Here is a 25,098-nt window from a genome sequence, read left to right as displayed (position 1 = left end):
TGCATGGTCAGTACGGCCGACTACATTCGACGTGACGAGGGGTACAGGGCTGGGGGTCCTATGGCGAAAGACACACCACCCCGCTGGGACCGCAGGATGCAGCAACGGCTGGCACGCGGCGAGGCGGCAGCCCTCGGCGAGCTCTACGACCGTTTCGCCTCGCTCGTGCACAGCCAGGCCCACCGGATGCTCGACGACGAGTCGGCCGCCGACCTGGTGACCCGCGAAGTCTTCGGCTACGTCTGGGAGAACCCCGACGCGTACGACCCCAAGCAGGGCTCGATGCGGTCCTGGGTGGCCCGGCTCACCCACCGCCAGTCCGTGCGGCGGCTGCGCGGGACGGCGCCGTCCGCGTTCGCGCAGGGATACGAGGACGGGACCGACGACGACGGCAGGACCGGCGGTGCGGAAGAGACCGTGGCCCAGGAGGAACTGGAGGAGCGGGTGCGGCGCGCCACGGCCGCGGCCCGCGCCGACTACATCGTCGCCTCCATGCCCGCACCGCTGCGGGCCGCGCTGGAGCTCGCGTACATCCAGCGCAGGGACTACCGGCAGACCGCGGCCGACCTCGGGGTGACCGAGGACGAGGCCCGCCGTCGCCTGCGGCTCGGGCTGCAGCTGCTCTCCACCGCCGACACCCGCCCGCTCGAAGGGTCCTCGCCACCCGGATACGGACGGGCCCTGTGAGCGCGAACGACGACGCGGACGGGCGCGAGGGCAACGGGCACGACGACGAGGCGCAGGGCGCACGGCTCATACCGGGACCGCGCGCCGCCGCGGACGACTTCGACCTCGACGCCGTGCCGCTGCCCGCCCCGCGCACGGACCCCACACAGCAGAGGGCACCGGAGCCGGAAGCGGAGCCTGAGCCCACGGCCGAACCGGCGGGGCAGATGGCGCCCACGGGACGTACGGCACCCATGGAACCCCCGGCACCGCCGGCCCTGGCCACCTCGCCTGCCCTGGTGCTCCCCCACCGCATCCTCAAGTCCCTCCTCGGTGCGTGGGCCCTCGCCGCCTGTTCCGCCGAGGAGACCGAAGCCGTCGAGGCACACCTCACCGAGTGCGCCGCCTGTGCGGACGAGGCGCTGCGGCTGCGCGACGCGGTCGGCCTGCTGCACACCGACGGCAGCCTGGACCTCGATCCGATGCTGCGCTCCCGGGTGCTCGACGCCTGTCTGAGCCGCCGCCCGGCCAAGATCCCGGTGCCGGACTGGGCTGCTCCGTACGACGCGGAGACGGCCCGGCTCGATGCGCTGCTCCGGGACATCGGCGGCTCGGAGTGGCACGCGCCGGTGCGGCTGAAGTGGTTCGAGCGTGAGCGGGCGGTCAACCGGAAGACGACGGTCGCCGGCGTGATCGGCCATCTCATGACCGTCGACGGACTGGTCAGCACGGCCCTCGGCCTGGACGATCCGCTCGGCAACGCCATCGGCGAACGGGGCGGGAGCGGCTCCGCCCCGAGTGGCGTCCTGCTCTCCCCCGGCGCGCGCACCGAGGCCTACTGGTCGGCCGCCCGGCGCCCGCCCACCCGGGCCGTCCGCGAGCCCTGGCGCGAGCAGAGCCACGCCCTCATCCGCACGGTGTCCTTCGCCGGCCGCGGGGCCGCCGAGCTCTCCGTCCCGTACGGGGACTTCGCCCTTCCGCTGCAGGACTCCATGCTGGACCGTGCCTTCGAGTGCTGGGTGCACGGAGGCGACATCGCGGACGCGGTGGACTATCCGTACGAGGCCCCGTCGGCCGCCCATCTCCACCGGATGATCGACCTGGCCGCGCGGCTCCTCCCGGCCGCCCTCGCCGGACGCCGCCGGGCCGGGCTCGCGGGGCCCGCCCGTCATCTGGTGACGGCCGGCTCGCCGGGCCGTTCGCTCCATCTGGAGATCGAGGGCTCGGGCGGCGGCGACTGGTACATCGCGCTGGACTCCCCGGCCGCGCTCGGCTCACCCGCCCACGCGGTCGCGCAGGTGGCACTGGACGGCGCCGAGTTCTGCCAGCTGGTCGCGGGCCATGTGTCGCCCGTCGAGGCGGCGGCCGGGCAGGAGGGCGACCGCGAGGCGATCCGCGACGTCCTGTTCGCCGCGGCGTCCCTCAGCCGCCTCTGAGCCGTACCGCCAGGCGCGCTACGCGAAGACCACCGTGCGTCGGCCGTTGAGCAGAATGCGGCGCTCCGCGTGCCACTTCACCGCGCGGGCCAGTGCCTGGCACTCCACATCGCGCCCGATCGCGACCAGCTCGTCCGGCGTCACACCGTGCCCGACCCGCTCGACCTCCTGCTCGATGATCGGCCCCTCGTCGAGGTCGGCGGTCACGTAGTGCGCCGTCGCACCGATCAGCTTCACCCCGCGGGCGTGCGCCTGGTGGTACGGCTTCGCGCCCTTGAAGCTGGGCAGGAAGGAGTGGTGGATGTTGATGATCCGACCGCTGAGCTGCTTGCACAGGTCGTCCGAGAGGACCTGCATGTAGCGGGCGAGGACGACCAGCTCGACGTTCTCCGCGCGCACCAGCTCCAGCAGCTGCGCCTCCGTCTCCGCCTTGTTGTCCTTGGTCACCGGGATGTGCCGGAACGGGATGTCGTACGAGGCGACGAGCTCGGCGAAGTCCGTGTGGTTGGAGACGACGGCCGCGATCTCGACCGGCAGCGCCCCGATACTGGCGCGGAAGAGAAGATCGTTGAGGCAGTGGCCGAACTTGCTGACCATCAGCACGACCCGCATGCGATCCGACGACCGGTGGATCTGCCACTCCATCCGGAACGAGTCCCCGACGGCGGCGAAGCTGGCCCGCAGCTTCTCCACGGTCACCGGGGCGTACGCCGAGAAGTGGACGCGCATGAAGAAGAGACCCGTGTCGTGGTCACCGAACTGCTGACTGTCCTCGATGTTGCAGCCCGTCATGAAGAGATAACTCGACACGGCGTGCACAATGCCCTGTCTGTCCGGGCACGAGAGGGTGAGGACGTACTGCTCGGGGGTGGTCTCGACAGGCTGCGGCGCGGTCATGCCCGTAGCGTGCCATACCGACCACGGTTCAGGCGGTCCTGGTCATGATGCGAAGCACATCCAGTGAACGCGGCGGAACGTCCGGGTCCTCGCCGTCGTTCGTGGCGAGCAGCACATGGGCCTCGCGGGCGGCCCGTACGGCCTCCGGCCAGCCGTGGTGCTCCAGATAGGCGGAGACCGGCGCGTCCGCACCGATCTGGTGCATGATGCGCAGCACCCGCAGCACGGCGACGTCGACGAGAGCGGCCTCGCCGGAGTCACGGAAGACCGTCCCGACGTATTTCTCGGCGGACCAGTTGTCCAGCCAGGTGTCCTCGACCAGGCGGTACACGGCGTCGGTGATGTCGCCGTACCCTTCCCGGCCGGCCAGCCAGCACTCGTGGTGGAAGACGGGGTCGGAGAGCATGTGCAGCGCCGAGCGCACGTTGCTGCGCCAGCGCCACCAGGGAACGTCATTGAGCGGCATGCCGCCCATGGTGGAGGAGCGACGGCCGCGACGGGAAGTGTTCTCCGAACCTTGCTGCACGGTTGTCGATCGTACGTTCCCTGCCGCCGGGCATGCATCGGCCCCTGCAATTCACTTGGATGTCACCGAGCGTTGAGCGAAGCACACGTCTGCGTTACCCGGAGCGCGGAAATGTTCATGCCCATGACCGGATGGCGACGCCTCACCTCCCCCCGTCCCTACAGAGTCCTCACATGTACGGCGGCGGTCGGGGCCTTGCTGATGACCGGCTGTGGCGTGCTCCCTGGGGCCTCGGGGGACTCCAGGGAGCCCGTCACCGTCATGACCTGGGCCCCCAACGGCTCCACCGGCCCCGATGCGGCGAACATGGCCGGTATGACCGCCATGGCGCGGGCGTACGCGCGCTGGGTGAACAACAACGGCGGGCTCGACGGCCACAAGCTGCTCGTCGTCACATGCAACGAGGGCGACACCCCGGCCGGAGCGGGGAACTGCGCCCGGCAGGCGGTCAAGGAGAAGGCGGTCGCGGTCGTCGGCTCGTACAGCCGGCACGGGCAGGCCTTCATGGCGCCGCTGGAGGTCGCCGGGATCCCGTACATCGGCGGCTACGGAGCCTCCGAGGAGGAGTTCAGCAGCTACGACTCGTACCCGGTCAACGGCGGCCAGCCGGCGCTCCTCGCGGGCAACGCCAAGCAGCTCGCCCGCGGTTGCGAGCGGGTCTCCGTGGTGCGGCCCGACACGCTGGGCGGCGACAACCAGGCGTGGCTGCTCAACACCGGCCTCAAGGAAGCGAAACGTCCGGCTGCGACGGACGTCCGGGCCGCGGAGGCGGCGACGTCGTACGACGAGGCGGCCGGTCAGGCGCTGCAGGGGGCCGGAACGGCCGACGGGTGTGTGACGGCGGTGCTCGGGGACCGCACCGAGACGTTCTTCGACTCCTTCCGCCGGCTCGAACCGTCGTACGGGGACGTACGGATCTCCTCCGTGCTCGGCAGTGTCGACCAGCCGTTGATCGACCGCACCGGAGGCCGGGAGAGCCCGTTCGAGGGGGCGTACGTCACCGGCTGGTACCCGGACGCGGGGGACACCCGCTGGGACGAGATGCGCGAGGTGATCCGGAAGCACGCCTTCGGCGACAACCGGATCGACCCGGACAACACGGGTGTCCAGACGACGTGGATCGCGTACACGGTGCTGAAGGAGCTCGTCGCGGCGATCGACGAACCGGAGGTCACCGCGGGCGAGCTCACGGTTGCCCTGAACCGGGGTGCCCGGGTGGACACCGGCGGGCTCACTCCGGTGCTGAGGTGGCGGTTCCAGGACATGCTGGGGTCGTCGGCGTACCCGCGGATCGTGAACCGGAAGGTGACGTTCCAGGTGGTGCGGAAGGGTCGGCTGGTGGCGGAGAACAAGGGATTCGTGGACGTGACGAAGACATTGGCGGACGCCAGCGCGAAGGGGTGAGGGGTGGGGCACAAGGCCCGCCTCCCTGCCCGATGCCCGGGGGCTGCGCCCCCGGGCAGGCCGGTTTCCGGATCAGAGATCTGTCGACGATCGCCGAGTCAGCCCGTACTTCGTCGCGATCGAGTTCCACAGCCCTGACGCCTGCTGCTTCGCCGTGCTCGCCTCACCGCTCGCCACGGTGGCCTGAGCCGTCTCGGACGTCGGACGGGCCTTCCCGTGCTTGCACACCTTCTTGCCGTTCTTGGCCTGGCGCGCCCACGCCGCGTAGTGCGCGTCGGCGGAGGCCGATGCCTGCCAGGCCTTCCTGAGCGCCTCGGTCAGCTGCGCGTGGTTGGGGAGCTTGTCGACGGACAGCCCCTGCAACCGTGTCACCAGCTCGCGGCGCTGCTGAGCGGCTCCTTGAAGATCCGTGACCGCCTGGTCCAGGTCCGTGCAGGACTTGGTCTTCTCGACGGCCCCGATCACGGCGGAGCGGCTGTTGTTGCTGTCCGCCAGCAGCTTGTCGAGCGCTTCGGCCTGCGGCTTCGCCGGGTCGGCCGCCGCCTGCGTGGAGGGCCGCGCGGCGGGTGAACTCGCCGCGGCCACCGGCTGCTTGTCGTCCTTGCCCTTGTCGTCGCCGCTCATCAGCGCACCCGCGCCCAGCCCGATGATCGCGCAGCCGACCACGACCGCGGCGATCAGCGGGACGTGCGACGACTTCTTGCGCTGCCCGGCCCGCCCCTGCGGCGGATCGCTGCGCTGCGGCTGCTGCGGCTGCTGGAACGGCGGCTGCTGGGCGCCTCCGTACGGTGCGGCCTGTCCCGGGTCGAACCGGGGCATCTGCTGCGTGGCGCCCGCGGGCTCCTCGCTGCGGAACAGGTTGTCGAACTCGGCGGGCGGCTGCCGCTCGCCGGGCGTCCCGGGTCTGATGCTGTACGGAGCGCCGCCGGGCACCGGCGGCATGTACTGGGTCGCCTCGGCGTCGGAAGCCGGTGCGGGCGGCTGGGTGTGGGCCAGGAACTGGGTGGCCTCCGCGGGGCTCTCGGGCGGGAGTCCGCCCGGCGCGGGACCGGCCGGCACCGGCGCGATGTACTGCGTCGCATCGGCGTCCGCACCCGCGCCCATGCCCATGCCCGGCACGACCTCCGGGGGCAACGGCTGCGCATACGGCTGGGGCAGGGGCTGCCCCTGGGGCTGCTGTCCGTACGGAGGCTCCTGGCCGTACGGGACCTGCTGGTCGTACCGGCCCTGCTGGTCGTACGGGACCTGCTGGTCGTACTGGTCGTGGCCGTACTGCCCCTGTGACGCCTGAGGCCCCCAGGGCTGGCCCCACGGCTGCCCACCCGCCGGAGCGGCCTGGTCGGCCGCTCCGCCCGGTATCCAGGGCTCTCCGCCATCTGCGGGCAGCACGACACCTTCGTGCGTGGGCCGTACAGCAGGGAGCTGCTCGTCACCCTGTCCGCTCTGCGTCACCGGGACTCCTACGTGTAAACCTACGGAATCGTCGGCCCACGCTATCGGGTGGTTGCCACCCTTTGCCAAGCGCCCGTTGTCGCTCGCCGCCGCTGCACCGGGGCAGTAACACACAGCGCCCGCACGGCGCAGTTAAGGGACGCCCCGGTCAGGCCGCCTGGAGTTCGAGTCGCGCCCCGAACTCCCGTACCGCCGGCTCGTCCCCGTACGGCACGAGCCTCTGCTGCAGATCGTCCAGATACTCCGTGCCCCGGCTGGACCGCACCGTCCCCAGCAGCTCCATCGCCCGCATCCCCGTATGACACGCCTGCTCCACCTCGCGCAGCTGCACCTGCGCCGTCGCGAGCAGCACCAGGCCGATGCCGCGGCGGCGGGCCCGGGACTCCGGGTGGCCTTCCAGGGACTCCGTCGCCCGGCGGACGGCCGCCTCGGCCTGCCCGAGGTCGCGGTGGCAGTGCGCCAGCTCGTCGGCCAGATAGGCGTGGTCGAAGTGCGCGATCCACGCCGGGTCGTCGCCCGTGTCAGGATCGGCGTTCTCCAGGGCCGTCAGCGCCCGACCCGTCACCTGCTGGCAGGTGCGGGCGTCGCCGAGCAGGGCGTGCCCGCGGGCCTCCGCCGCGTAGAACATCGCCTCGGCGCGCGGGGTGACCCGCCCCCGCGCCCCCTCCTGCGCCGCCCGCGCCAGCTGCGCGATCTCCCGTGGGTTGCCGAGCTGGGCGGCGAGATGACTCATCGACGCAGCCAGCACATAGCCGCCGTACGCCCGGTCGCCCGCCGCCTGCGCCAGCCGCAGCGCCTGGATGTAGTACCGCTGGGCGAGCCCGGGCTGGCCCGTGTCGACCGCCATGTACCCGGCGAGTTCGGTGAGCCGGGCGACGGCCGCGAACAGCTGCCGCCCGACCGTTTCGCGGTACGCGCCCGCGAGCAGCCCGGAGACCACGCTGTTCAGGTAGTGCACCAGCACCGGCCGGACGTGCCCGCTGCCGAACCGGTGGTCGAGGTCGATCAGCGCGGCCGTCATCGCCCGCACCGCCTCGACGTCCGGCATCCCGACCCGGGCCCCGGCGGCCCGCGCCACCTGCGGGTCGGCGGCGGTGATCAGCCAGTCCCGGCTGGGCTCGACCAGCGCCGACGACGCGACCGCCGATCCGGACAGGAAGTCGCGGCGGCCGACATCGCTGCGCCACAGCTCGCAGACCTGCTCGATCGCGCCGGTCACGGTCGGCGCGAACTGCAGGCCGACGCCGGACGCCAGATTCTTGCCGTTGGCCATCCCGATCTCATCGATCGTGACCGTGCGGCCGAGCTTGCGGCCGAGCGCCTCGGCGATGATTCCCGGTGCCCGGCCACGGGGTTGCTGTCCGCGCAACCAGCGGGCTACGGACGTCTTGTCGTACCGGAGATCGAGGCCACGCTCCGCTCCGACCATGTTGACGCGGCGGGCCAGGCCCGCGTTGGAGCATCCGGCTTCCTGAATGAGTCCCTGGAGCCGTTCGTTCGGCTGGCGGGCGACGAGAGGCCTGGCTGCCATGTTTCCCCCTGAGACCGCAGTGATCGATGGGGAGATCACTGCCCGGCGATTACACAAGAAATGCACACATACATCGTGTTGGTCGTTTCACGTTGTTCAGGGTGTTCGCGTGTTCATCGTGTCATTGAGCGCTTTTGGTACGTATTCGTCTTGGGTGAACTGTTCCGGATTCCTCCCAAGTGGCTACCCGCCCATCGACGCACCGCCTCATGCGCGCCCCCGTCTATGCATCCATGCGCCCCATATGCCGGATCGGTGCACCGTGACCGCGTTCGCCCCGCCCGTAACCCCAGGTGGTTGCGGCAGTTGAGGTGTTCGTGGAAGAGCCCATCAATGTCATGGAAGCCGCACAGATCCCCAGGCAGCTTGGAGAACTACTGCTCGACGCCGTAGTGCGATACACGGAAGGGCGCCACTGGGACGTGTTCCCCGGCACCTGGCTCGAGGCGGTGGGAGGGGCGGAGCGATGCTCGTGCGGGGAGGCCGGCTGCGCCTCCCCCGGAGCCCACCCCACCCGGCCCGACTGGGCGGGCCGGTCGACCGGCAGCGGCGCCGCAGCCCGCCGGATGTGGTCCGAGTGCCCCACGGCATCGGTCCTGTTGCCCACCGGGCGCAGCTTCGACGCGATCGACGTACCGGAGTCGGCCGGTTTCCTCGCTCTGGCCCGGATGGAGCGGATGAACCTGCCGCTCGGCCCCGTCACCTGCACCCCCGGCCGCCGGATGCTCTTCTTCGTACTGCCCGGGGCGGCGGCCAAGGTGGACGATCTCGTACGGAAGCTGGGCTGGAGCGCCGCCGCGATCGATCTGTCCGGACGCGGCGACGGTGACTACGTGGCGGCGCCGCCGACCCGGATCGGCGGGCGCGGTGCGGTTCAGTGGGCGCGCCGCCCCACCCCCGCAAACCGGTGGTTGCCGGACGCGGCGGAGGTCATCAGCCCGCTCGCGTACGCCTGCGGGCGGGAAGCAGCCGCCGCGCGCGCACGCCTTTCGTAGGCTGTCCACCACATACGGGGACACCGAAAGGCAGTGCACCATGTCGGACCGGACAGCAGTGGAAGCGAGCGGGGCGGTGACGGCGCCGCCAGCCGTTCGCGTGCAGGGCCTCTGGAAGCGGTTCGGCGAGCAGACCGCGGTCGCCGGGATCGATCTGGAGCTGCCCGCCGGGAAGTTCATCGGTCTGGTCGGACCCAACGGCGCAGGCAAGACCACCACGCTGTCGATGGTGACCGGCCTGCTCCGCCCCGACCACGGCACGATCGAGGTCGGCGGGCGCGACGTCTGGCGAGACCCGGTGGACGTCAAGGCCAGGATCGGCGTCCTGCCGGAGGGGCTGCGGCTCTTCGAGCGTCTCTCGGGGCGTGAACTCCTCGCGTACACCGGCCGGTTGCGCGGGCTGCCGGGCGCCGAGGTCGACAAGCGTGCCACCCAGCTCCTGGACGTACTGGATCTGGCGGGCGCCCAGCACAAGCTGGTCGTCGACTACTCGACCGGCATGCGGAAGAAGATCGGGCTCGCGGCGGCTCTGCTGCACAACCCCGAAGTGCTCTTCCTGGACGAGCCGTTCGAGGGCGTCGACCCCGTCTCGGCACAGACCATCCGCAGGGTGCTGGAGCGGTACACCGGCTCGGGGGCGACCGTCGTCTTCTCCAGCCATGTGATGGAGCTCGTCGAATCGCTGTGCGACTGGGTGGCCGTCATGGCGAACGGCACGATCCGGGCCCAAGGAACCCTCTCCGAGGTGCGCGGCTCGGCGTCGTCGCTGCAGAACGCGTTCCTCGAACTCGTCGGCGCCGGCGACCGGGACACCGGCGAGTCCCTCGACTGGCTGGGCGGCGCCCGATGAGCGTGCTCGACACCCCCGTCATCCCCGCTCCCCGCCCGTCGGACGGCCGGGGCGGTGAAGGACTCGTCTCCGTCTTCGTACGGCTCAAGCTGACACTGCTGCGCAACGGGCTGCGGCAGTCGTCGGGCCGGCGGGCCGCCTACATCTCGTCCGTCGTCGTCACCCTGCTGATCGCCGCCGGCCAGGTCATCGGGCTCATCGCGCTGCGCGGCAACGCCCACGCAGGTTCGCTCGTGGTGCTCCTCATGGCGGTGCTGGCGCTCGGCTGGGCGGTGATGCCGCTGTTCTTCCCCAGCGGCGACGAGACCCTCGACCCGAGCCGGCTGGTGATGCTGCCGCTGCGGCCGCGTCCGCTGATCGGGGCGCTGCTGATGGCGTCCCTGGTCGGCATCGGTCCGCTGTTCACGCTCTGCCTGGCGGTCGGTTCGGCGTTCGCGGTGGCGCACGGGGCGGCGGCCGTGGCGTGCGCGGTGGTGGCCGCGCCGCTGACCCTGCTGGTGTGCGTGGCACTGGCCCGGGCGGTCGCCACGGCCAACACCCGGCTGCTGACCTCCCGTAAGGGCCGCGACCTGGCGGTGCTCAGCGGGCTGGTGATCGCGGTCGGCATCCAGGTCGTCAACTTCGGTGCGCAGCGGCTCGGCCGGTCCGGCGGGCTGTCCGCGCTCGACCCGGCCGCGGACGTGGTGCGCTGGCTGCCGCCGGCCTCGGCGATCGGCGCGGTGGACTCCGCGGCGCAGGGCTCGTACGGCCGGGCCGTGCTGCAACTGCTGCTCTCCGTCGCGGGATTGGTCGCACTGCTGTGGCTGTGGCAGCGGAGTCTGGTGAAGCTGATGACCGCCCCGGACGGTTCGACGCTCGCCGCCGCCGAACCGGCCCGCAAGAAGTCCGCGGCGGCCGGCTCCCGGCTCTCCACGCTGCTGCCCGAGGGGCGCACGGGGACGGTGATGTGGCGCAGTCTGCGGTACGTCGCACGGGACCCGAAGACCAAGGCCGCCTGGGTGACGGCGCTCGCCATCGGCCTGATCGTGCCGCTGCTCAACGCGGTGCAGGGCACCGGCTCGGTCTACTTCGCGTGTTTCGCCGCCGGGATGCTCGGCATCCAGATGTACAACCAGTTCGGGCAGGACACCTCCGCGTTCTGGATAGTGGCGCTGACGGTCTCCTCCACCCGGGACGCGTACCTCGAACTGCGGGCGCGGGCGCTGGCGCTGCTGGTGATCACCCTCCCGTACACAATCCTGGTGACCGTCGTGACGGCGGCGGTGCTCGGGGACTGGGAGCCGCTGCCGGGCGTCATGGGTCTCTCCTTCGCCCTGCTGGGCGCGATGCTGGCGACGGGCGCGGTGGCATCGGCCAACTTCCCGTACTCGATCCCGCAGGACGGCGCGTTCAAGAACGTGGCACCGGGGCAGGCCGGGCTCGCCTGGATCTCGATCTTCGGCGGCATGGTCTCGGCGGCGGTGCTGTGCGCGCCGGTGATCGTGGCGACGATCTGGCTGCATCTCGCCGATGCGGAGGACTGGTTGTGGCTGCTGCTACCGGTGGGTGGCGTGTACGGGACGCTGATCGCCTGGGCGGGGCTGCGGCTGGCGGCTCCCCGCACGGCGAACCGGCTTCCGGAGATCCTGGCGGCGGTCAGCAAGGGGTGACCTGAGCAGGTCCGGCCGGGGTGCTGCTCTCGTTACGAGGAGACGGGCTCGCGGTCGTCCTGGGGGTCCTCGGCGAACTGCTCGAGGAACGGCTCGACCGCGGCGCGCCAGCCCTCCGGCTGGTCGTAGTGGACGAGATGACCGGCGTCCGCCACCTCCGCGTACTGCCCGCGCGGCAGTACGCGGACCATCTCCTGGGCCTCCGCCCGGCCCAGTTCGCCGTCCAGGCCACGGACCACCAGGGTCGGGCACCGGACCTGCGCCAACTCCTCCCAGTGCGCGTCGTGGACCCAGGTCGCGCGGGACTGGAGCATCTGGCGGCGGGAGAAGACCGGCCGCCAGCCGTCGGCCCGCTCGGCCATCACCTCGGCGAAGAACTCGCCGCGGGACGGGTTCGGCCGCTCCACCCAGGGGTCGTCCTCGCCGAACCACTTCCGTACGTCGGAGAGCGTCGCGAACGGCAGCGGCCAGGACTTGAACCAGTCCTCCCACTCCCGCTGCGAGGCGGCTCCGAGCGCGGAGGCCCGCATGTCGCAGATGATCAGGGCCCGGACGAGATCGGGGCGCTTCGCGGCGAGCTGCCAGGCGGTGAGGGCGCCCATCGAGTGGCCGACGACGGTGGCGGGGCCGAGGCCGAGCTGTTCGATCGCCGCCTCGGCGTCGGCGACGTACGCGTCGCGGGTGTACGGGCCTTCGGCCGGCTTCTCGCTGCGGCCGTGCCCCCTCTGGTCAAGGCTCACGGCCCGGTACCGCTCGGCGAGCCAGCGGGTGGTGGGGGCCCAGTGGGAGGCCCGGCCCATCAGTCCGTGGAGCAGTAAGACCCCGGGGGCGCGCTCGCCCTCCGTGCGCCCCTTGGGCGGATCGGCGAACTCCCAGGCCGCGAGGCGTACGCCGTCGGATCCCGTCACATCGATGCGCCGCACCATATGTCCTGGCACCCCCTTCTGGTCCTCGATCACCGCTCGCTCACCGTGCGGTCGCGTCACGCCAGACTATCGAACCTTTATTCGAACAACGGGTTCCGGCTCGCAACACCCCTCGTTCGAGTGACAGCCCCCAAGGATTGACGTCGGCCTCGGCGGGGAGATCTTCTTCGGGAGGCGGACCACTCGGGGATGAGGGCCCGCGGGGACCGACCTTGAGAGCTCGGGGCTCCAGGTCGGAACAGGGGAGGACAGGCCCCGGCGCCGCGCGGCGCCGGGGCCCTCCCATGCCAGGGGGGCGTGCGGGGCGGTCTGCGCCGGAGTGCGGTCAGCCGGGGTGACCGGGCCTGCGGGCGCCGGAGCGTGTGCGGGTGGGGCAGGCCGGCCGGGCGCGGTCGTCGGGGCGGCTGGGCTCGCGGCAGTCACCTTCTGGTGCACATGCCAGTACGACGGGCGCATCTCCTGCTCCCTCCCCGACCGCGTGGCCAGGCCGCCGCCACTCTCAGGTATGCCTCAGCCACAGCCTGGCACGCGATCCGCCCGAGCGCTGCAATTCCGGACGGAAAAACGGAAAGCGGACGTTACGCTTCAGATCCCGGTCAGCGCTTGGCGACGAAGACGTGCGAAGCGACCTCGGCGTCCAGCTCCGCCGCCTCGCCACTGCTGCCGACCAGCACCCCGCCGGGCGACTGGGTCACGCTGACCACGGAGCCGGGCTGCACGCCCGCCCGCCGCAACGTGTACATCAGCTGGGCGTCCGTCTGGATCGGCTCACCGATCCTCCGCACCACCACGGTCTTGCCCTCGGCTCCCGGGTCGAGCTCGGACAGGCTGACCATGTCCGCGTTCAGGAACGGGTCGGCCTCGGCCTTCTCGCCCAGCTCCTCCAGGCCCGGGATCGGATTCCCGTACGGAGACTCCGTCGGGTGCCGCAGCAGCTCCAGCACCCGGCGCTCCACGGCCTCGCTCATCACGTGCTCCCAGCGGCAGGCCTCGGCGTGCACCTGCTCCCACTCCAGGCCGATCACATCGACGAGCAGGCACTCGGCGAGCCGGTGCTTGCGCATCACCCGGGTCGCCAGCCGGCGGCCCTCCTCCGTCAGCTCCAGATGCCGGTCGCCCGCGACCTGCACCAGCCCGTCGCGCTCCATGCGCGCCACCGTCTGGCTGACCGTCGGACCGCTCTGGTCCAGCCGCTCCGCGATCCGGGCGCGCATGGGGACGACGCCTTCCTCTTCGAGTTCGAGGATGGTGCGGAGATACATCTCCGTTGTGTCGATCAGTCCGGACATTCGTGCCCCTCGATGCTGTGACATGAAAAACGCCGTCAACGCCATGCGCTGGCCCTCAGCCAATTCTGACGCATACCTCGGACAACCGTGCCGCGCCGACCGAACCCTGGACCGCGCGTGCGGGCCCGGGCGGTATTGACAGGTCACTGGTCCAGACCGCAACGTGATCCGCGGCACGGACACCCCACGGCCACCCACCCCCGCCGAAAGGGCCTCCTCGATGAGCGACAGCAAGCTGGCCGGTCAGTTCCTCGACGCAGCGATCGGCCTGCTGGAGCGCGTACGCCACGAGGAGTCCGGCAACATCGCGGCCGCCGGGGCCGCGATCGCCGACACCGTCGCGGCCGGCGGCCGGCTCTTCGCGTTCGGCGCCGGCCACTCGTCGCTCGCCGCCCAGGACGTCGTCTACCGGGCCGGCGGTCTGGCGCTGATGAACCTTCTCGCCGTGCCCGGCACGCTCGGCGTCGACGTGATGCCCGCGACCCTCGGCTCGGCACTGGAGCGGGTCGACGGTCTGGCCGGTGCCGTGCTGGACTCCAGCCCGGCGAGCGCGGGCGACCTGCTCGTGATCATCTCGCTCTCCGGACGCAACGCGCTGCCTGTCGAGATGGCGCGGGACGCCCGCGCGCTCGGACTGACGGTCGTCGGCGTCACCTCGGTGGCCTACGCGGACGCGACACGGTCGCGGCACAGCTCCGGCGGATTCCTGCGGGACCACTGCGACATCGTCGTCGACAGCAAGATCGCGATCGGTGACGCGGAGCTGACCGCGGAGGGCATCGAGGCACCGTTCGCGCCCGCCTCGACGGTGGTCACCAGTGCGCTGATGCAGGCGATGATGGCGGCGGCCGCGGAGCGGCTGGTGGAGCGGGGGATCGAGCCGCCGCTGCTGCGGTCCGGGAACGTCGACGGCGGGCACGAGTGGAACGGGCACGTGATGACGGAGTACGCGGACCGGATCTTCTACCGGCAGTAGCGGAACCGGCGCCCGGCACGCACCCGGAGCCGGTGCGTGCGGGCACCCGGCACGCACCGGGCCCGGCACGCAACCGCACTCAACGCCGGAGCGCCTCCGCCGACGGGACCCGCGACGCCCGCCAGGCCGGGTAGAGACCGGCCGGCAGACCCGTCCCGGGCGATCTCGCCCCTGGTCGGGCCGGCTCAGCCGCCCAGCACCTGCGCCAGGTCCACCGCGCCCGCCACCCGGATCGCGACGCTCTCCGCGTACGCCGCGTCCGGGCGCTCGAAGGCCGTGCGATGCGCCGCCCGCAGGAACGTCACCACACCCAGCGTCCGGCCCCGGCTGCGCATCACCGCGCACAGCGCGTGCACCGACCCCTTGGGCCACTGACGCTCATCCGCCCAGGCCTCCGCACCCGGACCGGCGCTCGACCGCACCGCACCCGTCCGGTCCACCGCCTGCAGCGCCGGATGCCCCGGCGCGTACCGCAGGGGAAGGCCGCCGCCCGCCACCGGCAGACACGGACCCGGGGCATCGGCCGGCGTCGCCGCCGCCCGCACCAGCCGCTCCCCCACCAGCACATCGATCAGCACATGGTCGGCGAAACCCGCGAGCGCGAAATCCAGATACGACGTCGCCGCCTCCATCGGGTCCTCGCACTCGGCCGCCGACCGGCACGCCCGGTACAGCTGATTCGACCGGAACCGCACCCGGTCCGCCTCCTGCGCCGCCAGCTTCTCCGCCGTCACATCCTGGAACAGCCAGCCGACCCCCAACGGCACCGGCTCCTCCGCGAGCGGCGACGCCAGCTGCAGAAACCCGCTGCGCCAGCAGCGCCGCCGGTCCCCGTCCGCCGACCGCAGCGTCACCCACAACTCGGTGGGTGCGGGCGGCTGCCCCTCGGCCAGGACATGCTGCAGCGCACCCTCGAGCTCCTCCACCCCCTGCACGACCAGCTCGGCGAGCGGACGCCCCAACAGCGTCGTACGCCCACCGCCCAGCGCCCGCGCCGCACACGCATTGACGACCGTCGGCCGCAGATCCACATCGACGAGGACCACACCCCACGACGCGTCCTCGAACAGCGCCTCACTCAGCGCGATCGACCGCTCCAGATCGATCTGCGCATGCACCTCGCTGAACGCGCAGTACACCCCGGCCGGCTTCCCGTCCGCACCCCGGACCCCGGCCGACTGCATCCGCACGAGCACGCGCCCGCCGTCCTTGCGCAGCAGAGCGAACTCATGCACCTGACGCCCCGGCGCATCCATGGCCGCCATCAGCCGCCCCTGCACCTCACCCACGTCCGCACTGCGCACCGCCCACCCCGCGAACCCGGGCCGCCCCACGGCCTCCTCGGCCGACCAGCCGAGAATCCGCTCCGCCTCACGGTTCCAGTGCGTGACCGTGCCGTCCGCGCCGAAGGCACAGAGCGCCGCGTCCATCCCGTCGAGCAACGCCGCAAGCAGCTCCGACCCGGGGATCGGGTCGGGGCCGAGGGCATCAGTGGTCCCACTGCTCGTGGAAGCGCTCATCCCGGACCCCCTGCAGGACGTGTCCGCCATTGCCGCACGTCAGACCATTGAACTCGAACGTGACCCAGCACACATCGACTTCCAGGAAATCCGCCCCGTCCCCGGAGCAGGATCCGTCCTGCTGACACGCCGAACACACACTCGACGCCCTCTGCGTCGGGCAGCTCGACCACGAGGCGGGGCTGGGACCGTCCGCGTACCCCAGCAGGTCCACGTCGCTACGGCAACGGGGCGCGGAAGCCACGCCCGCACCACCCCCGACCGGTACGGATTCCCCCGGCTCGCCCGCGCGCGCCAGAAGCGGCATTCACGGCTTCGCCACCGGCGACCTCGTCCACGCCTCCATATCCAGGGGCAAGTGGGCAGGCACTCGGACCGGACGCATCTCCGTCCGCGCTTCCGGGAAACACAGTCTCAGCAGGCCGGTGGGTCGCTGCACCGTGTCCCGGATACGCGTACAGCTACCGGCAGGAAGTCACCGAATAAATGGGTTGAGACATTCGCCGAGGGTTCCTAGGCTGCTGCCAGCGAAGAAAGGAGGTGTTCCGGAAGTGATTTCTTCTCGGACTCGTGAGGTGACTGCGGGCTGACGCCCGTTGTCGCGCTCTTTGCAGTGCAGGCCGGTCATCGGCCAATCCCAAGCAGTCACCGACCCGCAGGCTCGCCGGTAAGTCCGGCCGGCTCCTCCGCAAGGAGGAACCAGAGCCTGCGGGTTTCTGCGTGTGCGGAGGGGCTTGCTACGGGCACAGGCGCTCGACGCGCCAGCCGTCGCCCTCGCGTACGTACCGCAGCCGGTCGTGCAGCCGGTTCTCGTGGCCCTGCCAGAACTCGATGGTCTCCGGTACGACTCGGAAGCCGCCCCACTGCGGGGGTGCGGGGATGCGTTCGCCCTCGGGGTAGCGGGCCGCCAGTTCCTCGTACCGGTCGATGAGTTCCTGGCGGGAGCCGATCACCGACGACTGTTCGCTCGCCCAGGCACCCAGCTGGGAGCCGTGGGGGCGGGTACGGAAGTAGGCGACCGTCTCCTCGCGGGCGATGCGGGCCGCGGTGCCGGTGACGACGACCTGGCGGGCCAGCGGGTGCCAGGGGAAGAGCAGCGAGACGTACGGGTCGGCGTCCAGTTCGCGGCCCTTGCGGGAGTTGTAGTTGGTGAAGAAGACGAAGCCTCGGGCGTCGTACTTCTTCAGCAGCACAGTGCGGGAGGACGGGCGGCCGTCGGGGGTGGCGGTGGAGACCACCATGGCGTTCGGCTCATAGACCATTCCACCTGCGGCGATCTGCCGGAACCAGTGAGCGAACTGATGCATGGGGTCGGCGGCGAGTGTGTCCTCGGTGAAGGCCTCGGAGCGGTACTGCTCGCGCATCGCGGCTGGATCGGTGGCGGCATCGGAAGGGGAATCTGCGGTGGGCACGGGGTCATCCTGCCGCAGCGGCCCAGTCTGCCCGGCGAGGTGGGGTGTCAACCGCGCATCGGTAATGCCGGGCGCTGTGCGGGATGTCACGCTTCCCCGCGTCGTGGGAACCCGCCAATATCTTGGGGCAGGCCAGTGTGGCCTCCGTACAGCCGCCGATCCGAGGGAGCCGCATGATGTCCGACTTCGTACCCGGGCTCGAGGGAGTCATCGCGTTCGAGACGGAGATCGCCGAACCCGACAAGGAGGGCGGTTCGCTCCGCTACCGCGGGGTCGACATCGAGGATCTCGTCGGTCAGGTGTCGTTCGGGAACGTGTGGGGTCTGCTGGTCGACGGGGCGTTCAACCCCGGTCTGCCGCCCGCCGAGCCGTTCCCGATCCCGGTCCACTCGGGTGACATCCGGGTCGACGTGCAGTCCGCGCTGGCGATGCTGGCGCCGGTGTGGGGTCTGAAGCCGCTGCTCGACATCGACGAGGAGACCGCGCGCAACGATCTGGCGCGCGCTGCCGTGATGGCGCTGTCGTACGTCGCCCAGTCGGCGCGCGGGCAGGGGCTGCCGATGGTTCCGCAGAGCGAGATCGACAAGGCGCAGTCCGTCGTGGAGCGGTTCATGATCCGCTGGCGCGGTGAGCCGGACCCGAAGCATGTGAAGGCCGTCGACGCGTACTGGACGTCGGCCGCCGAGCACGGCATGAACGCCTCCACGTTCACCGCGCGGGTCATCGCGTCGACGGGCGCCGACGTGGCGGCGGCGCTGTCCGGTGCGGTGGGTGCGATGTCGGGGCCGCTGCACGGCGGTGCGCCGTCCCGGGTCCTCGGAATGATCGAGGAGATCGAGCGGACCGGTGACGCGACCGCGTATGTGAAGAAGGCCCTGGACAAGGGTGAGCGGCTGATGGGCTTCGGGCACCGGGTGTACCGGGCGGAGGACCCGCGGGCGCGGGTGCTGCGGCGTACGGCGAAGGAGCTGGACGCGCCGCGGTTCGAGGTGGCGGAGGCGCTGGAGAAGGCGGCCCTGGAGGAGTTGCACGCGCGGCGTCCGGACCGGGTGCTGGCCACGAACGTGGAGTTCTGGGCGGCGATCATGCTGGACTTCGCGGAGGTACCGGCGCACATGTTCACGTCGATGTTCACGTGTGCGCGTACGGCGGGCTGGTCGGCGCACATTCTGGAGCAGAAGCGGACGGGGCGGCTGGTGCGGCCGTCGGCGAGGTATGTCGGGCCGGGGCCGCGTGATCCGCGGGCGATCGAGGGGTACGACGACATCACGGGATGAGCCGGCCGGGTGTCGGACGGGTGCGGTGTCCGATGTCGGGCGCCGCGCCCTCTGTGTCCGGTCGGGTCGGACCCGGTGCGGAAGTGGTGGGTCGGGCCGGCCCGTCCCCGGCAGGGGGAGCCGGGGCTGACGTACGCCACGAGGCGGTCGCCGCCCCGGGGCTCAGTTCAGTGCGTCGTCCAGCAGGGCCGCCCACTGTGCGACGACCCTCTGCCGCCGGGCGGTGTCGTCGGTCAGTACGTTGGCCAGGCCGAGGCCGCGGGCCATGTCGAGGAGGCCCTGGACGGTTTCGCGGGTGCCGGGCCGGGATTCGTCGGCCTTCAGGAGTTCGACGGCGATGCGGTGGGTCTCGCGGCCGACGCGGGCTTCGAGTTCGCTGACGCGGGGGTGCAGTGACGCCTCGTTGGAGGCGGCGACCCAGAGCTGGAGTGCGGCGCGGAACAGCGGTCCCGTGTAGAGGTCGACGAGCGCGGCGACGACGGCTGCGCGGCCCTGGACGGGCAGGGTGCGCAGGGCGGCGGAGCGTTCCTCGGCGACGTATTCGACGGCTGCGGTGAACAGGTCCTCGCGGGTGGGGAAGTGGTGCTGGGCGGCGCCGCGCGATACGCCTGCGCGTTCGGCGACGACGGAGACCGTGGAGCCTGCCCAGCCGTGTTCGGCGAGGCAGGCGACCGCGGCTTCGAGCAGCCGTCGGCGGGTGGCGCGGCTGCGGTCCTGCTTGGGGGTCCTGTCGGTGGGGGGCGTCACAACACCCATGCGGGGTCCCGTCGTTCGTGGAAGGCCGTCATCCCTTCCCGTGCCTCGGCGGAGGCGAAGAGCGCTGCCGAGCGGGCGATGAGGTCTTCGGCGTACTGGTCGAAACTTTCCCGCACAGTAGCTGTGACCAGCTCCTTCGATGCTGCCAGCCCCTGTGGTGAGGCTCGGCGCAGTCCGTCGAGTACGGGTACGAGCGCCTTGTCCACGTCGTCGGCGGCGAGGGTGATCAGGGAGATCCGGGCGGCTTCGGTCGCGTCGAAACGTTCTCCGGTGAGGTAGTAACGGGCGGCTGCGCGCGGGTCGGTGCGGGGCAGCAGGGGCAGGGAGATCACGGCCGGGGCGAGACCGAGCCGGGATTCGGTGAGGGCGAAGGTGGAGGCGGGTCCGGCGGCCGAGATGTCGCAGGCGGCGAGGAGTCCGAGGCCGCCCGCCCGGACGTGTCCGTCGACGCGGGCCACCACCGGTTTGGGCAGGGACACGATCTCCCGCATCAGGGCGACGAACGCTGCCGGGTCGGGAGGTGCGCCGAGGTCCGCGCCGGCACAGAACGTGTTGCCGGTGTGGGTGAGGACCACGGCACGTACGGTGTCGTCCTCGCCGTATCGGGCGAGGGTTTCGCGGAGTTCGGCGACGAGCCTCGCGGAGAGTGCGTTGCGGTTCGTCTGCGAGTCCATCCGTACGGTGGCGATGCCACGTTCTCGGCCGGTGCGGACCAGTTTCATGCCTCTGCCGCCTTCTCGATGACTTCTTCGTCGGTGTTTTCCCGGTCGCGCAGTTCGCGCCGGAGGATCTTTCCGGAGGTGGCGCGGGGTACGGCGCCGATGAATTCGACCCGCCGGACTTTCTTGTACGGGGCGACGCGCTCGGCGACGTACGCCATGACGTCGTCGGCGGTGAGGTCGTCGGGGGCGACTCCCGCCTGCCGGACCAGATATGCCTTGGGGACTTCGTTGCCGTCGGTGTCGTACACCCCGATGACGGCGGCGTCCGCGATCGACGGGTGGCCGAGCAGCAGGGCTTCGAGTTCGGCGGGGGCGACCTGGTAGCCCTTGTACTTGATGAGTTCCTTGACCCGGTCGACGACGCGGAGCCAGCCGTCGGCGTCGACACGGCCGATGTCGCCGGTGTGCACCCAGCCCTCGGTGTCGATCATTTCGGCGGTGGCCTCGGGCCGGCCGAGGTAGCCCTTCATCACCTGCGGGCCGCGGATGAGTACCTCGCCGTCGGTGTCGATGCCGGCGTCGCGGTCCGGGTCGTCGAGGGACACGATCCGCATCTCGGTGCCCGGCAGGAGTTTCCCGACGGCGCCGGGCGGCGGGTTCTCGGCGGCGAGCGGGACGACGTGGGTGCCGGGCGAGAGTTCCGTCATGCCGTACGCCTGCCGTACCGGTGGCAGTCCGAGGCGCCGGGAGCAGGCGGCGGCGAGTCCTGCGTCGAGCGGGGCGGCGGCGCTGACGATGTACTCCAGCGAGGACAGGTCGTACTGGGCGACGGCCGGGTGCTTCGCGAGGGCCAGGACGATCGGCGGGGCCACGTACAGTCCGCTGATCCGGTGCTTCTCGATCGCGGTGAGGAACTGGACGAGGTCGAAGCGCGGCAGGACGACGACGGTGGCGCCGAGCCGCAGTGGGGCGTTCATCAGGGCGGTCAGCCCGTAGATGTGGAAGAACGGGAGGACGGCGAGGATCCGGTGGCCGGGGTTCATGGGGATGAACGGCCGCAGCTGCTCCAGGTTGGTGGCCATGGAGCGGTGGGTGAGCATGACGCCCTTGGGTGTGCCGGTGGTGCCGGAGGAGTACGGCAGTGCGGCGATGTCCTCGGCCGGGTCGATGGTGATCCGCGGTTCGGGGGCGGTGGAGCCCAGCATGTCGAGTACGGAGGTGTGTCCGTCGGCCCGGTCGCAGACGAATATCTCCTCTATGCCGCCGACGAGTTCGGCGGCGCGGCGGGCGGTTCGGAGGAGCGGGGAGACGGTGACGATCCAGCGGGCGGAGGAGTCGCGGAGCTGTTTGGCGAACTCCTCCGCCGTGGCGAGGGGGTGCACGGTGGTGACGGTGGCGCCTGCCCGGGTGGCTCCGAAGAACACGGTCGGGTAGGCGAGGGTGTTGGGGCTGTGCAGGGCGACGACGTCGCCCTTGCGGACCCCGGTGGCGGCGAGCGCCGCTGCGATCCGGCGGTGGAATGCGTCGAGCTGCCGGTAGGTGAGCGTGGTGGTGTCGTCGGTGCCGTCGATCAGGGCGATCGTGTCGCCGTAGGTGCCGGCGGCCTGCCCGAGGACCGCGTCATGGATGGGGAGGTCGAGCGGCTGGACGTCTGCGTACTCGCTGCGGAACACGTTCACCATGGCGGGTCCCTTCGAACGGCGGCTGGAGGGACAGAGTCCCCTGTGTCAGTACGACTTGGGGAGACCCAGGGACTGGTGGGAAACGTAGTTCAGGATCATTTCCCGGCTGACGGGTGCGATCCGGGCGACGCGGGCTGCGGTGATCAGGGAAGCGATCCCGTATTCGCGGGTGAGGCCGTTGCCGCCGAGGGTGTGCACCGCCTGGTCGACGGCTTTCACGCAGGCCTCGGCGGCGGCGTACTTCGCCATGTTGGCGGCTTCGCCCGCGCCGATGTCGTCGCCCTCGTCGTAGAGCCGGGCGGCCTTCTGCATCATCAGGCGGGCCAGCTCGAGTTCGATGTGCGCCTGGGCGAGGGGGTGGGCGATGGCCTGGTGGGAGCCGATGGGCTCCTTCCATACCTGCCGGGTCCGGGCGTACTCGACGGCGCGGCCGAGGGCGTACCGGCCCATGCCGAGGGCGAAGGCGGCGGTCATGATGCGTTCGGGGTTGAGTCCGGCGAAGAGCTGGAGGAGGCCCGCGTCCTCTCCCCCGCTCCCGGCTTCGCTCGAGCGGGAGGTACCCCCTCCGACGAGGGCGTCGGCGGGCAGCCGCACGTCGTCGAGGACCAGCTCGAACTGCTTCTCCGGTGCCTGCAGTTCCATGTCGATCTGCGAGCGCTGAAATCCGGGCTCGTCGCGCGGGACGATGAAGAGGCAGGGCTTGAGCCTGCCGGTCCTGGCGTCCTCGGTGCGCCCGACGATGAGGGTGGCGTCGGCGATGTCGACGCCGGAGACGAACACTTTCCGCCCGGTGAGCAGCCAGTCGTCACCGTCGCGGCGGGCGGTGGTGGTGATGCGGTGGGAGTTGGAGCCGGCGTCGGGTTCGGTGATGCCGAAGGCCATGGTGAGGGTGCCGTCGGCGAGGCCGGGGAGCCACTGCTGTTTCTGGGTGTCGGTGCCGAAGCGGGCGATGACGGTGCCGCAGATCGCCGGGGAGACGATCATCATGAGGAGGGGCGATCCTGCCGCTCCCAGCTCTTCCAGGACTATGGAGAGTTCGGCCATGCCGCCGCCTCCGCCGCCGTACTCCTCGGGGAGGTTGACTCCCAGGTAGCCGAGCTTGGCGGCTTCGGTCCACAGTTCCCGGGGGTGGGCGCCGTCGCGTACGACGGAGGTCATGTAGTCGCGCCCGTACCGCTTTCCGAGTGCGGCGACGGCGGCGCGCAGGGCTTGCTGCTCTTCGGTTTCGAGGGCGGTGCTCATGGGGTCGGTTCCTCCTGTGCGTCTTGTACGACTGCGAGCAGGGCGCCGACCTCCACCTGGAGGCCGGGTGCGGCGTGGAGCGCGGTGAGGGTGCCGGAGGCGGGGGCGAGGATGCGGTGTTCCATCTTCATCGCCTCGAGCCAGATGAGGGGCTGCCCGGCCCGGACGGCGGCGCCGGGTGCGAGGCCGTCGGCGAGCCGGACGACGGTGCCGGGCATGGGGGCGAGCAGGGAGCCGGGTTCGGTGCGTTCGGTGGGGTCGGTGAAGCGGGGGAGGGCGGTGAAGGTGTGCGAGCCGGTGGCGCCGTCCACGTGGACCCGGTCGTGGTGGGTGGCGAGGCGGAAGCGGTGGGTGACGCCGTCGTCGGTTTCGACGGTGACGTGGCCGGGGGTGGCGGTGAGGATCCGGGCTCCGGGGGCGTCGATCGCGCCGCTGCGGGTGGTGCGGTAGGCGATCTCGTGTTCGGCGCCGTCGGGTTCGCTGCGGTAGCGCCTGGTCTGCGGCTGGGAGGGGAGGTTGCGCCAGCCGCCGAAGCGGGATGTACCGATGGCGTCCGGGTGCCGGGCTGCGTGGGCGGCGGCTGCGGCGAGGGCCGCGAGGTGCCGGTCCGCGTCGTCGCCCGGGGTACGGGTGAGGGCGTCCAGGTGGCGGTCGTAGAAGCCGGTGTCGGGGCGGGCGCCGGTGAAGTCGGGGTGGCGCAGTGACCGTACGAGCAGCTCGCGGTTGGTGACCGGGCCGTGGATGCGGGCGCGTTCCAGGGCGCGGGCGAGGAGGCGTACGGCCTGGGCGCGGGTGGGGGCGTGGGCGATGACCTTGGCGAGCATCGGGTCGTAGTGCATGCCGATGGTGTCGCCGCCGGTGTATCCGGTGTCGAGGCGCAGACCGGGTTCGTCCGGTACGTCCAGCGTGAGCAGTGCTCCGGTCTGTGGCTGCCAGTCGCGGGCCGGGTCCTCCGCGTAGAGCCGGGCCTCGACGGCGTGCCCGTGCGGGGCGGGTGGCGTGGTGGGGAGGGGTTCGTCTTCGGCGACGGACAGTTGGAGGGCGACGAGGTCGAGCCCGAAAACAGCTTCGGTGACGGGGTGTTCGACCTGGAGCCGGGTGTTCATCTCCAGGAAGTACGGGCATCCGTCGGCGGCGACGAGGAACTCGACGGTGCCCGCGCCCCGGTAGCCGACGGCGCGGGCCGCTGCGGTCGCCGCGTCGTGCAGCCGGGTGCGCAGCGCGTCGTCGAGGCCGGGCGCCGGGGCCTCCTCGATGACCTTCTGGTGGCGGCGCTGGAGCGAGCAGTCGCGGGTGCCGAGCGCCCATACGGTGCCGTGTGCGTCGGCCATGATCTGGACCTCGACATGCCGGCCGCGTTCGACATAGGGCTCGGCGAAGACTTCGCCGTCCCCGAAGGCGCTCGTAGCCTCGGCCGTGGCGGCCGCCATCTCGCCCGGCAGCGCGCCCAGTTCACGCACGACTCGCATGCCGCGCCCGCCGCCGCCCGCCGCGGCTTTCAGCAGCAGCGGCAGGTCACCTGCGGTCGCCTGCGCCGGGTCGACGGGTGCGAGCAGCGGCACTCCGGCGGCGGCCATCAGCTCCTTGGCCCGGGTCTTGGACGCCATCATCTCGATGGCCTTGACCGGCGGGCCGACCCAGACGAGCCCGGCGTCCTGCACGGCCCGGGCGAACCCGGCGTTCTCGGAGAGGAAGCCGTAGCCGGGGTGCACGGCGTCGGCACCCGCCGTGCGGGCGGCGCGTACGACGAGATCGCCGCGCAGATAGGTGTCGGCGGGCGCGGCCCCCGGCAGCCGTACGGCGGTGTCGGCCTCCCTGACGTGCAGTGCGTCGGCGTCCGCGTCCGAGTACACGGCGACGGTGGCGATGCCCAGGGCACGGCAGGTGCGGAAGATCCGGCAGGCGATCTCGCCCCGATTGGCGACGAGCAGGGTGCTGATCATGTTCGTC

Annotated in this window: 21 protein-coding genes; 8 read left to right on the top strand and 13 right to left on the bottom strand. The window is 71.5% G+C overall.

The features are described from left to right. Positions 1-60: 60 nt before the first annotated feature. Both ACIA8E_RS26965 and ACIA8E_RS26960 read left to right on the top strand, forming a co-directional pair. On the top strand, positions 61-687 hold the full coding sequence (locus tag ACIA8E_RS26965) for an RNA polymerase sigma factor (protein WP_399301877.1): 627 nt from the start codon (positions 61-63) through the stop codon (positions 685-687). Beyond that, entirely contained in the window at positions 684-2,102 is a 1,419-nt protein-coding gene (locus ACIA8E_RS26960; protein ID WP_399301876.1) for a maleylpyruvate isomerase N-terminal domain-containing protein, read from the top strand. Before ACIA8E_RS26965 ends, ACIA8E_RS26960 begins: the two co-directional genes overlap by 4 nt. Positions 2,103-2,120: 18 nt before the next feature. Here ACIA8E_RS26960 and purU read toward each other — a convergent pair whose 3' ends face one another. Together purU and ACIA8E_RS26950 are read right to left on the bottom strand one after the other, a co-directional pair. After that, positions 2,121-2,999, bottom strand: a complete 879-nt coding sequence (gene purU, locus ACIA8E_RS26955; protein ID WP_399301875.1) for a formyltetrahydrofolate deformylase — start codon at positions 2,997-2,999, stop codon at positions 2,121-2,123. Between the two features lie 28 nt (positions 3,000-3,027). After that, complete coding sequence (locus tag ACIA8E_RS26950; protein WP_030975592.1) at positions 3,028-3,474, bottom strand: hypothetical protein; 447 nt, start codon at positions 3,472-3,474, stop codon at positions 3,028-3,030. Positions 3,475-3,648: 174 nt separating this feature from the next. Here ACIA8E_RS26950 and ACIA8E_RS26945 point away from each other — a divergent pair, with 174 nt between their 5' ends. Next, entirely contained in the window at positions 3,649-4,929 is a 1,281-nt protein-coding gene (locus ACIA8E_RS26945; protein WP_399301874.1) for an ABC transporter substrate-binding protein, read from the top strand. A 72-nt stretch (positions 4,930-5,001) separates the two neighbouring features. Here the strand turns inward: ACIA8E_RS26945 and ACIA8E_RS26940 are convergent, their stop codons facing one another. Further along, the gene (locus tag ACIA8E_RS26940; RefSeq protein ID WP_399301873.1) at positions 5,002-6,381 is read right to left on the bottom strand and encodes a hypothetical protein; all 1,380 of its coding nucleotides are present in this window, start codon (positions 6,379-6,381) and stop codon (positions 5,002-5,004) included. 148 nt (positions 6,382-6,529) lie between these two features. Next, on the bottom strand, positions 6,530-7,912 hold the full coding sequence (locus tag ACIA8E_RS26935; protein WP_399301872.1) for a transcriptional regulator: 1,383 nt from the start codon (positions 7,910-7,912) through the stop codon (positions 6,530-6,532). 338 nt (positions 7,913-8,250) lie between these two features. Between ACIA8E_RS26935 and ACIA8E_RS26930 the strand changes: the two genes are divergently transcribed. From ACIA8E_RS26930 to ACIA8E_RS26920, 3 genes are read left to right on the top strand one after another with little or no spacing between them, the layout of a single operon-like run. Next, complete coding sequence (locus ACIA8E_RS26930) at positions 8,251-8,907, top strand: bifunctional DNA primase/polymerase (protein ID WP_399301905.1); 657 nt, start codon at positions 8,251-8,253, stop codon at positions 8,905-8,907. Positions 8,908-8,947: 40 nt separating this feature from the next. Next, positions 8,948-9,757, top strand: coding sequence for an ABC transporter ATP-binding protein (locus ACIA8E_RS26925; protein ID WP_399301871.1), 810 nt, complete (start codon positions 8,948-8,950; stop codon positions 9,755-9,757). Further along, positions 9,754-11,406 carry a transporter gene (locus ACIA8E_RS26920; RefSeq protein ID WP_399301870.1) on the top strand — a complete coding sequence of 551 codons (1,653 nt, stop codon included), beginning with the start codon at positions 9,754-9,756 and terminating at the stop codon, positions 11,404-11,406. Before ACIA8E_RS26925 ends, ACIA8E_RS26920 begins: the two co-directional genes overlap by 4 nt. Before the next feature lie 32 nt (positions 11,407-11,438). Here ACIA8E_RS26920 and ACIA8E_RS26915 read toward each other — a convergent pair whose 3' ends face one another. Together ACIA8E_RS26915 and ACIA8E_RS26910 are read right to left on the bottom strand one after the other, a co-directional pair. Then, positions 11,439-12,332, bottom strand: a complete 894-nt coding sequence (locus tag ACIA8E_RS26915) for an alpha/beta fold hydrolase (RefSeq protein WP_399301904.1) — start codon at positions 12,330-12,332, stop codon at positions 11,439-11,441. A 596-nt stretch (positions 12,333-12,928) separates the two neighbouring features. Beyond that, positions 12,929-13,621 (bottom strand): metal-dependent transcriptional regulator, encoded by a 693-nt coding sequence (locus tag ACIA8E_RS26910; RefSeq protein WP_030926443.1) that lies wholly within the window; start codon positions 13,619-13,621, stop codon positions 12,929-12,931. A 220-nt stretch (positions 13,622-13,841) separates the two neighbouring features. Between ACIA8E_RS26910 and ACIA8E_RS26905 the strand changes: the two genes are divergently transcribed. Next, positions 13,842-14,597, top strand: a complete 756-nt coding sequence (locus tag ACIA8E_RS26905; protein WP_399301869.1) for an SIS domain-containing protein — start codon at positions 13,842-13,844, stop codon at positions 14,595-14,597. Positions 14,598-14,782: 185 nt separating this feature from the next. Here the strand turns inward: ACIA8E_RS26905 and ACIA8E_RS26900 are convergent, their stop codons facing one another. Both ACIA8E_RS26900 and pdxH read right to left on the bottom strand, forming a co-directional pair. Beyond that, entirely contained in the window at positions 14,783-16,117 is a 1,335-nt protein-coding gene (locus tag ACIA8E_RS26900; protein ID WP_399301868.1) for a PAS domain-containing protein, read from the bottom strand. 737 nt (positions 16,118-16,854) lie between these two features. Continuing rightward, positions 16,855-17,481, bottom strand: coding sequence for a pyridoxamine 5'-phosphate oxidase (pdxH, locus tag ACIA8E_RS26895; RefSeq protein WP_399301903.1), 627 nt, complete (start codon positions 17,479-17,481; stop codon positions 16,855-16,857). Between the two features lie 224 nt (positions 17,482-17,705). On the opposite strand from pdxH, the gene ACIA8E_RS26890 reads away from it, so the two are divergent. After that, the gene (locus ACIA8E_RS26890) at positions 17,706-18,806 is read left to right on the top strand and encodes a citrate synthase 2 (protein ID WP_399301867.1); all 1,101 of its coding nucleotides are present in this window, start codon (positions 17,706-17,708) and stop codon (positions 18,804-18,806) included. Positions 18,807-18,968: 162 nt separating this feature from the next. On the opposite strand, the gene ACIA8E_RS26885 is transcribed toward ACIA8E_RS26890, so the two are convergent. From ACIA8E_RS26885 to ACIA8E_RS26865, 5 genes are read right to left on the bottom strand one after another with little or no spacing between them, the layout of a single operon-like run. Further along, positions 18,969-19,562: a TetR/AcrR family transcriptional regulator gene (locus ACIA8E_RS26885; RefSeq protein ID WP_093778247.1), complete on the bottom strand. Its 594-nt coding sequence runs from the start codon at positions 19,560-19,562 to the stop codon at positions 18,969-18,971. Next, on the bottom strand, positions 19,550-20,284 hold the full coding sequence (locus ACIA8E_RS26880; protein ID WP_399301866.1) for an enoyl-CoA hydratase family protein: 735 nt from the start codon (positions 20,282-20,284) through the stop codon (positions 19,550-19,552). Before ACIA8E_RS26880 ends, ACIA8E_RS26885 begins: the two co-directional genes overlap by 13 nt. Continuing rightward, a complete protein-coding gene (locus tag ACIA8E_RS26875) occupies positions 20,281-21,906 on the bottom strand; it encodes a 4-coumarate--CoA ligase family protein (protein ID WP_399301865.1) in 1,626 nt (541 codons plus the stop codon). The genes ACIA8E_RS26880 and ACIA8E_RS26875 overlap by 4 nt, the downstream gene beginning before the upstream one ends. A gap of 45 nt (positions 21,907-21,951) precedes the next feature. Further along, entirely contained in the window at positions 21,952-23,148 is a 1,197-nt protein-coding gene (locus tag ACIA8E_RS26870) for an acyl-CoA dehydrogenase family protein (RefSeq protein WP_399301864.1), read from the bottom strand. Beyond that, positions 23,145-25,091: an acetyl/propionyl/methylcrotonyl-CoA carboxylase subunit alpha gene (locus tag ACIA8E_RS26865; RefSeq protein WP_399301863.1), complete on the bottom strand. Its 1,947-nt coding sequence runs from the start codon at positions 25,089-25,091 to the stop codon at positions 23,145-23,147. The genes ACIA8E_RS26870 and ACIA8E_RS26865 overlap by 4 nt, the downstream gene beginning before the upstream one ends. Positions 25,092-25,098 lie beyond the last annotated feature (7 nt).

It is taken from the genome of Streptomyces sp. NPDC051664 (genome assembly GCF_044453545.1).
Taxonomy (GTDB): Bacteria; Actinomycetota; Actinomycetes; order Streptomycetales; family Streptomycetaceae; genus Streptomyces.
Note: the sequence above shows the minus strand (reverse complement) of the source record. Positions and strands in the feature narration are given on the sequence as shown.

What these genes read in the sequence shown, in the direction of transcription:
- ACIA8E_RS26965 (WP_399301877.1), top strand. Translation starts at nt 61, where the DNA reads ATGGCGAAAGACACACCACCCCGCTGGGACCGCAGGATGCAGCAACGG.
- purU (WP_399301875.1), bottom strand. Translation starts at nt 2,999, where the DNA reads ATGACCGCGCCGCAGCCTGTCGAGACCACCCCCGAGCAGTACGTCCTC.
- ACIA8E_RS26950 (WP_030975592.1), bottom strand. Translation starts at nt 3,474, where the DNA reads ATGGGCGGCATGCCGCTCAATGACGTTCCCTGGTGGCGCTGGCGCAGC.
- ACIA8E_RS26945 (WP_399301874.1), top strand. Translation starts at nt 3,649, where the DNA reads ATGACCGGATGGCGACGCCTCACCTCCCCCCGTCCCTACAGAGTCCTC.
- ACIA8E_RS26935 (WP_399301872.1), bottom strand. Translation starts at nt 7,912, where the DNA reads ATGGCAGCCAGGCCTCTCGTCGCCCGCCAGCCGAACGAACGGCTCCAG.
- ACIA8E_RS26930 (WP_399301905.1), top strand. Translation starts at nt 8,251, where the DNA reads ATGGAAGCCGCACAGATCCCCAGGCAGCTTGGAGAACTACTGCTCGAC.
- ACIA8E_RS26925 (WP_399301871.1), top strand. Translation starts at nt 8,948, where the DNA reads ATGTCGGACCGGACAGCAGTGGAAGCGAGCGGGGCGGTGACGGCGCCG.
- ACIA8E_RS26920 (WP_399301870.1), top strand. Translation starts at nt 9,754, where the DNA reads ATGAGCGTGCTCGACACCCCCGTCATCCCCGCTCCCCGCCCGTCGGAC.
- ACIA8E_RS26915 (WP_399301904.1), bottom strand. Translation starts at nt 12,332, where the DNA reads ATGGTGCGGCGCATCGATGTGACGGGATCCGACGGCGTACGCCTCGCG.
- ACIA8E_RS26910 (WP_030926443.1), bottom strand. Translation starts at nt 13,621, where the DNA reads ATGTCCGGACTGATCGACACAACGGAGATGTATCTCCGCACCATCCTC.
- ACIA8E_RS26905 (WP_399301869.1), top strand. Translation starts at nt 13,842, where the DNA reads ATGAGCGACAGCAAGCTGGCCGGTCAGTTCCTCGACGCAGCGATCGGC.
- ACIA8E_RS26900 (WP_399301868.1), bottom strand. Translation starts at nt 16,117, where the DNA reads ATGAGCGCTTCCACGAGCAGTGGGACCACTGATGCCCTCGGCCCCGAC.
- pdxH (WP_399301903.1), bottom strand. Translation starts at nt 17,481, where the DNA reads ATGCGCGAGCAGTACCGCTCCGAGGCCTTCACCGAGGACACACTCGCC.
- ACIA8E_RS26890 (WP_399301867.1), top strand. Translation starts at nt 17,706, where the DNA reads ATGTCCGACTTCGTACCCGGGCTCGAGGGAGTCATCGCGTTCGAGACG.
- ACIA8E_RS26885 (WP_093778247.1), bottom strand. Translation starts at nt 19,562, where the DNA reads ATGGGTGTTGTGACGCCCCCCACCGACAGGACCCCCAAGCAGGACCGC.
- ACIA8E_RS26880 (WP_399301866.1), bottom strand. Translation starts at nt 20,284, where the DNA reads ATGAAACTGGTCCGCACCGGCCGAGAACGTGGCATCGCCACCGTACGG.
- ACIA8E_RS26875 (WP_399301865.1), bottom strand. Translation starts at nt 21,906, where the DNA reads ATGGTGAACGTGTTCCGCAGCGAGTACGCAGACGTCCAGCCGCTCGAC.
- ACIA8E_RS26870 (WP_399301864.1), bottom strand. Translation starts at nt 23,148, where the DNA reads ATGAGCACCGCCCTCGAAACCGAAGAGCAGCAAGCCCTGCGCGCCGCC.
- ACIA8E_RS26865 (WP_399301863.1), bottom strand. Translation starts at nt 25,091, where the DNA reads ATGATCAGCACCCTGCTCGTCGCCAATCGGGGCGAGATCGCCTGCCGG.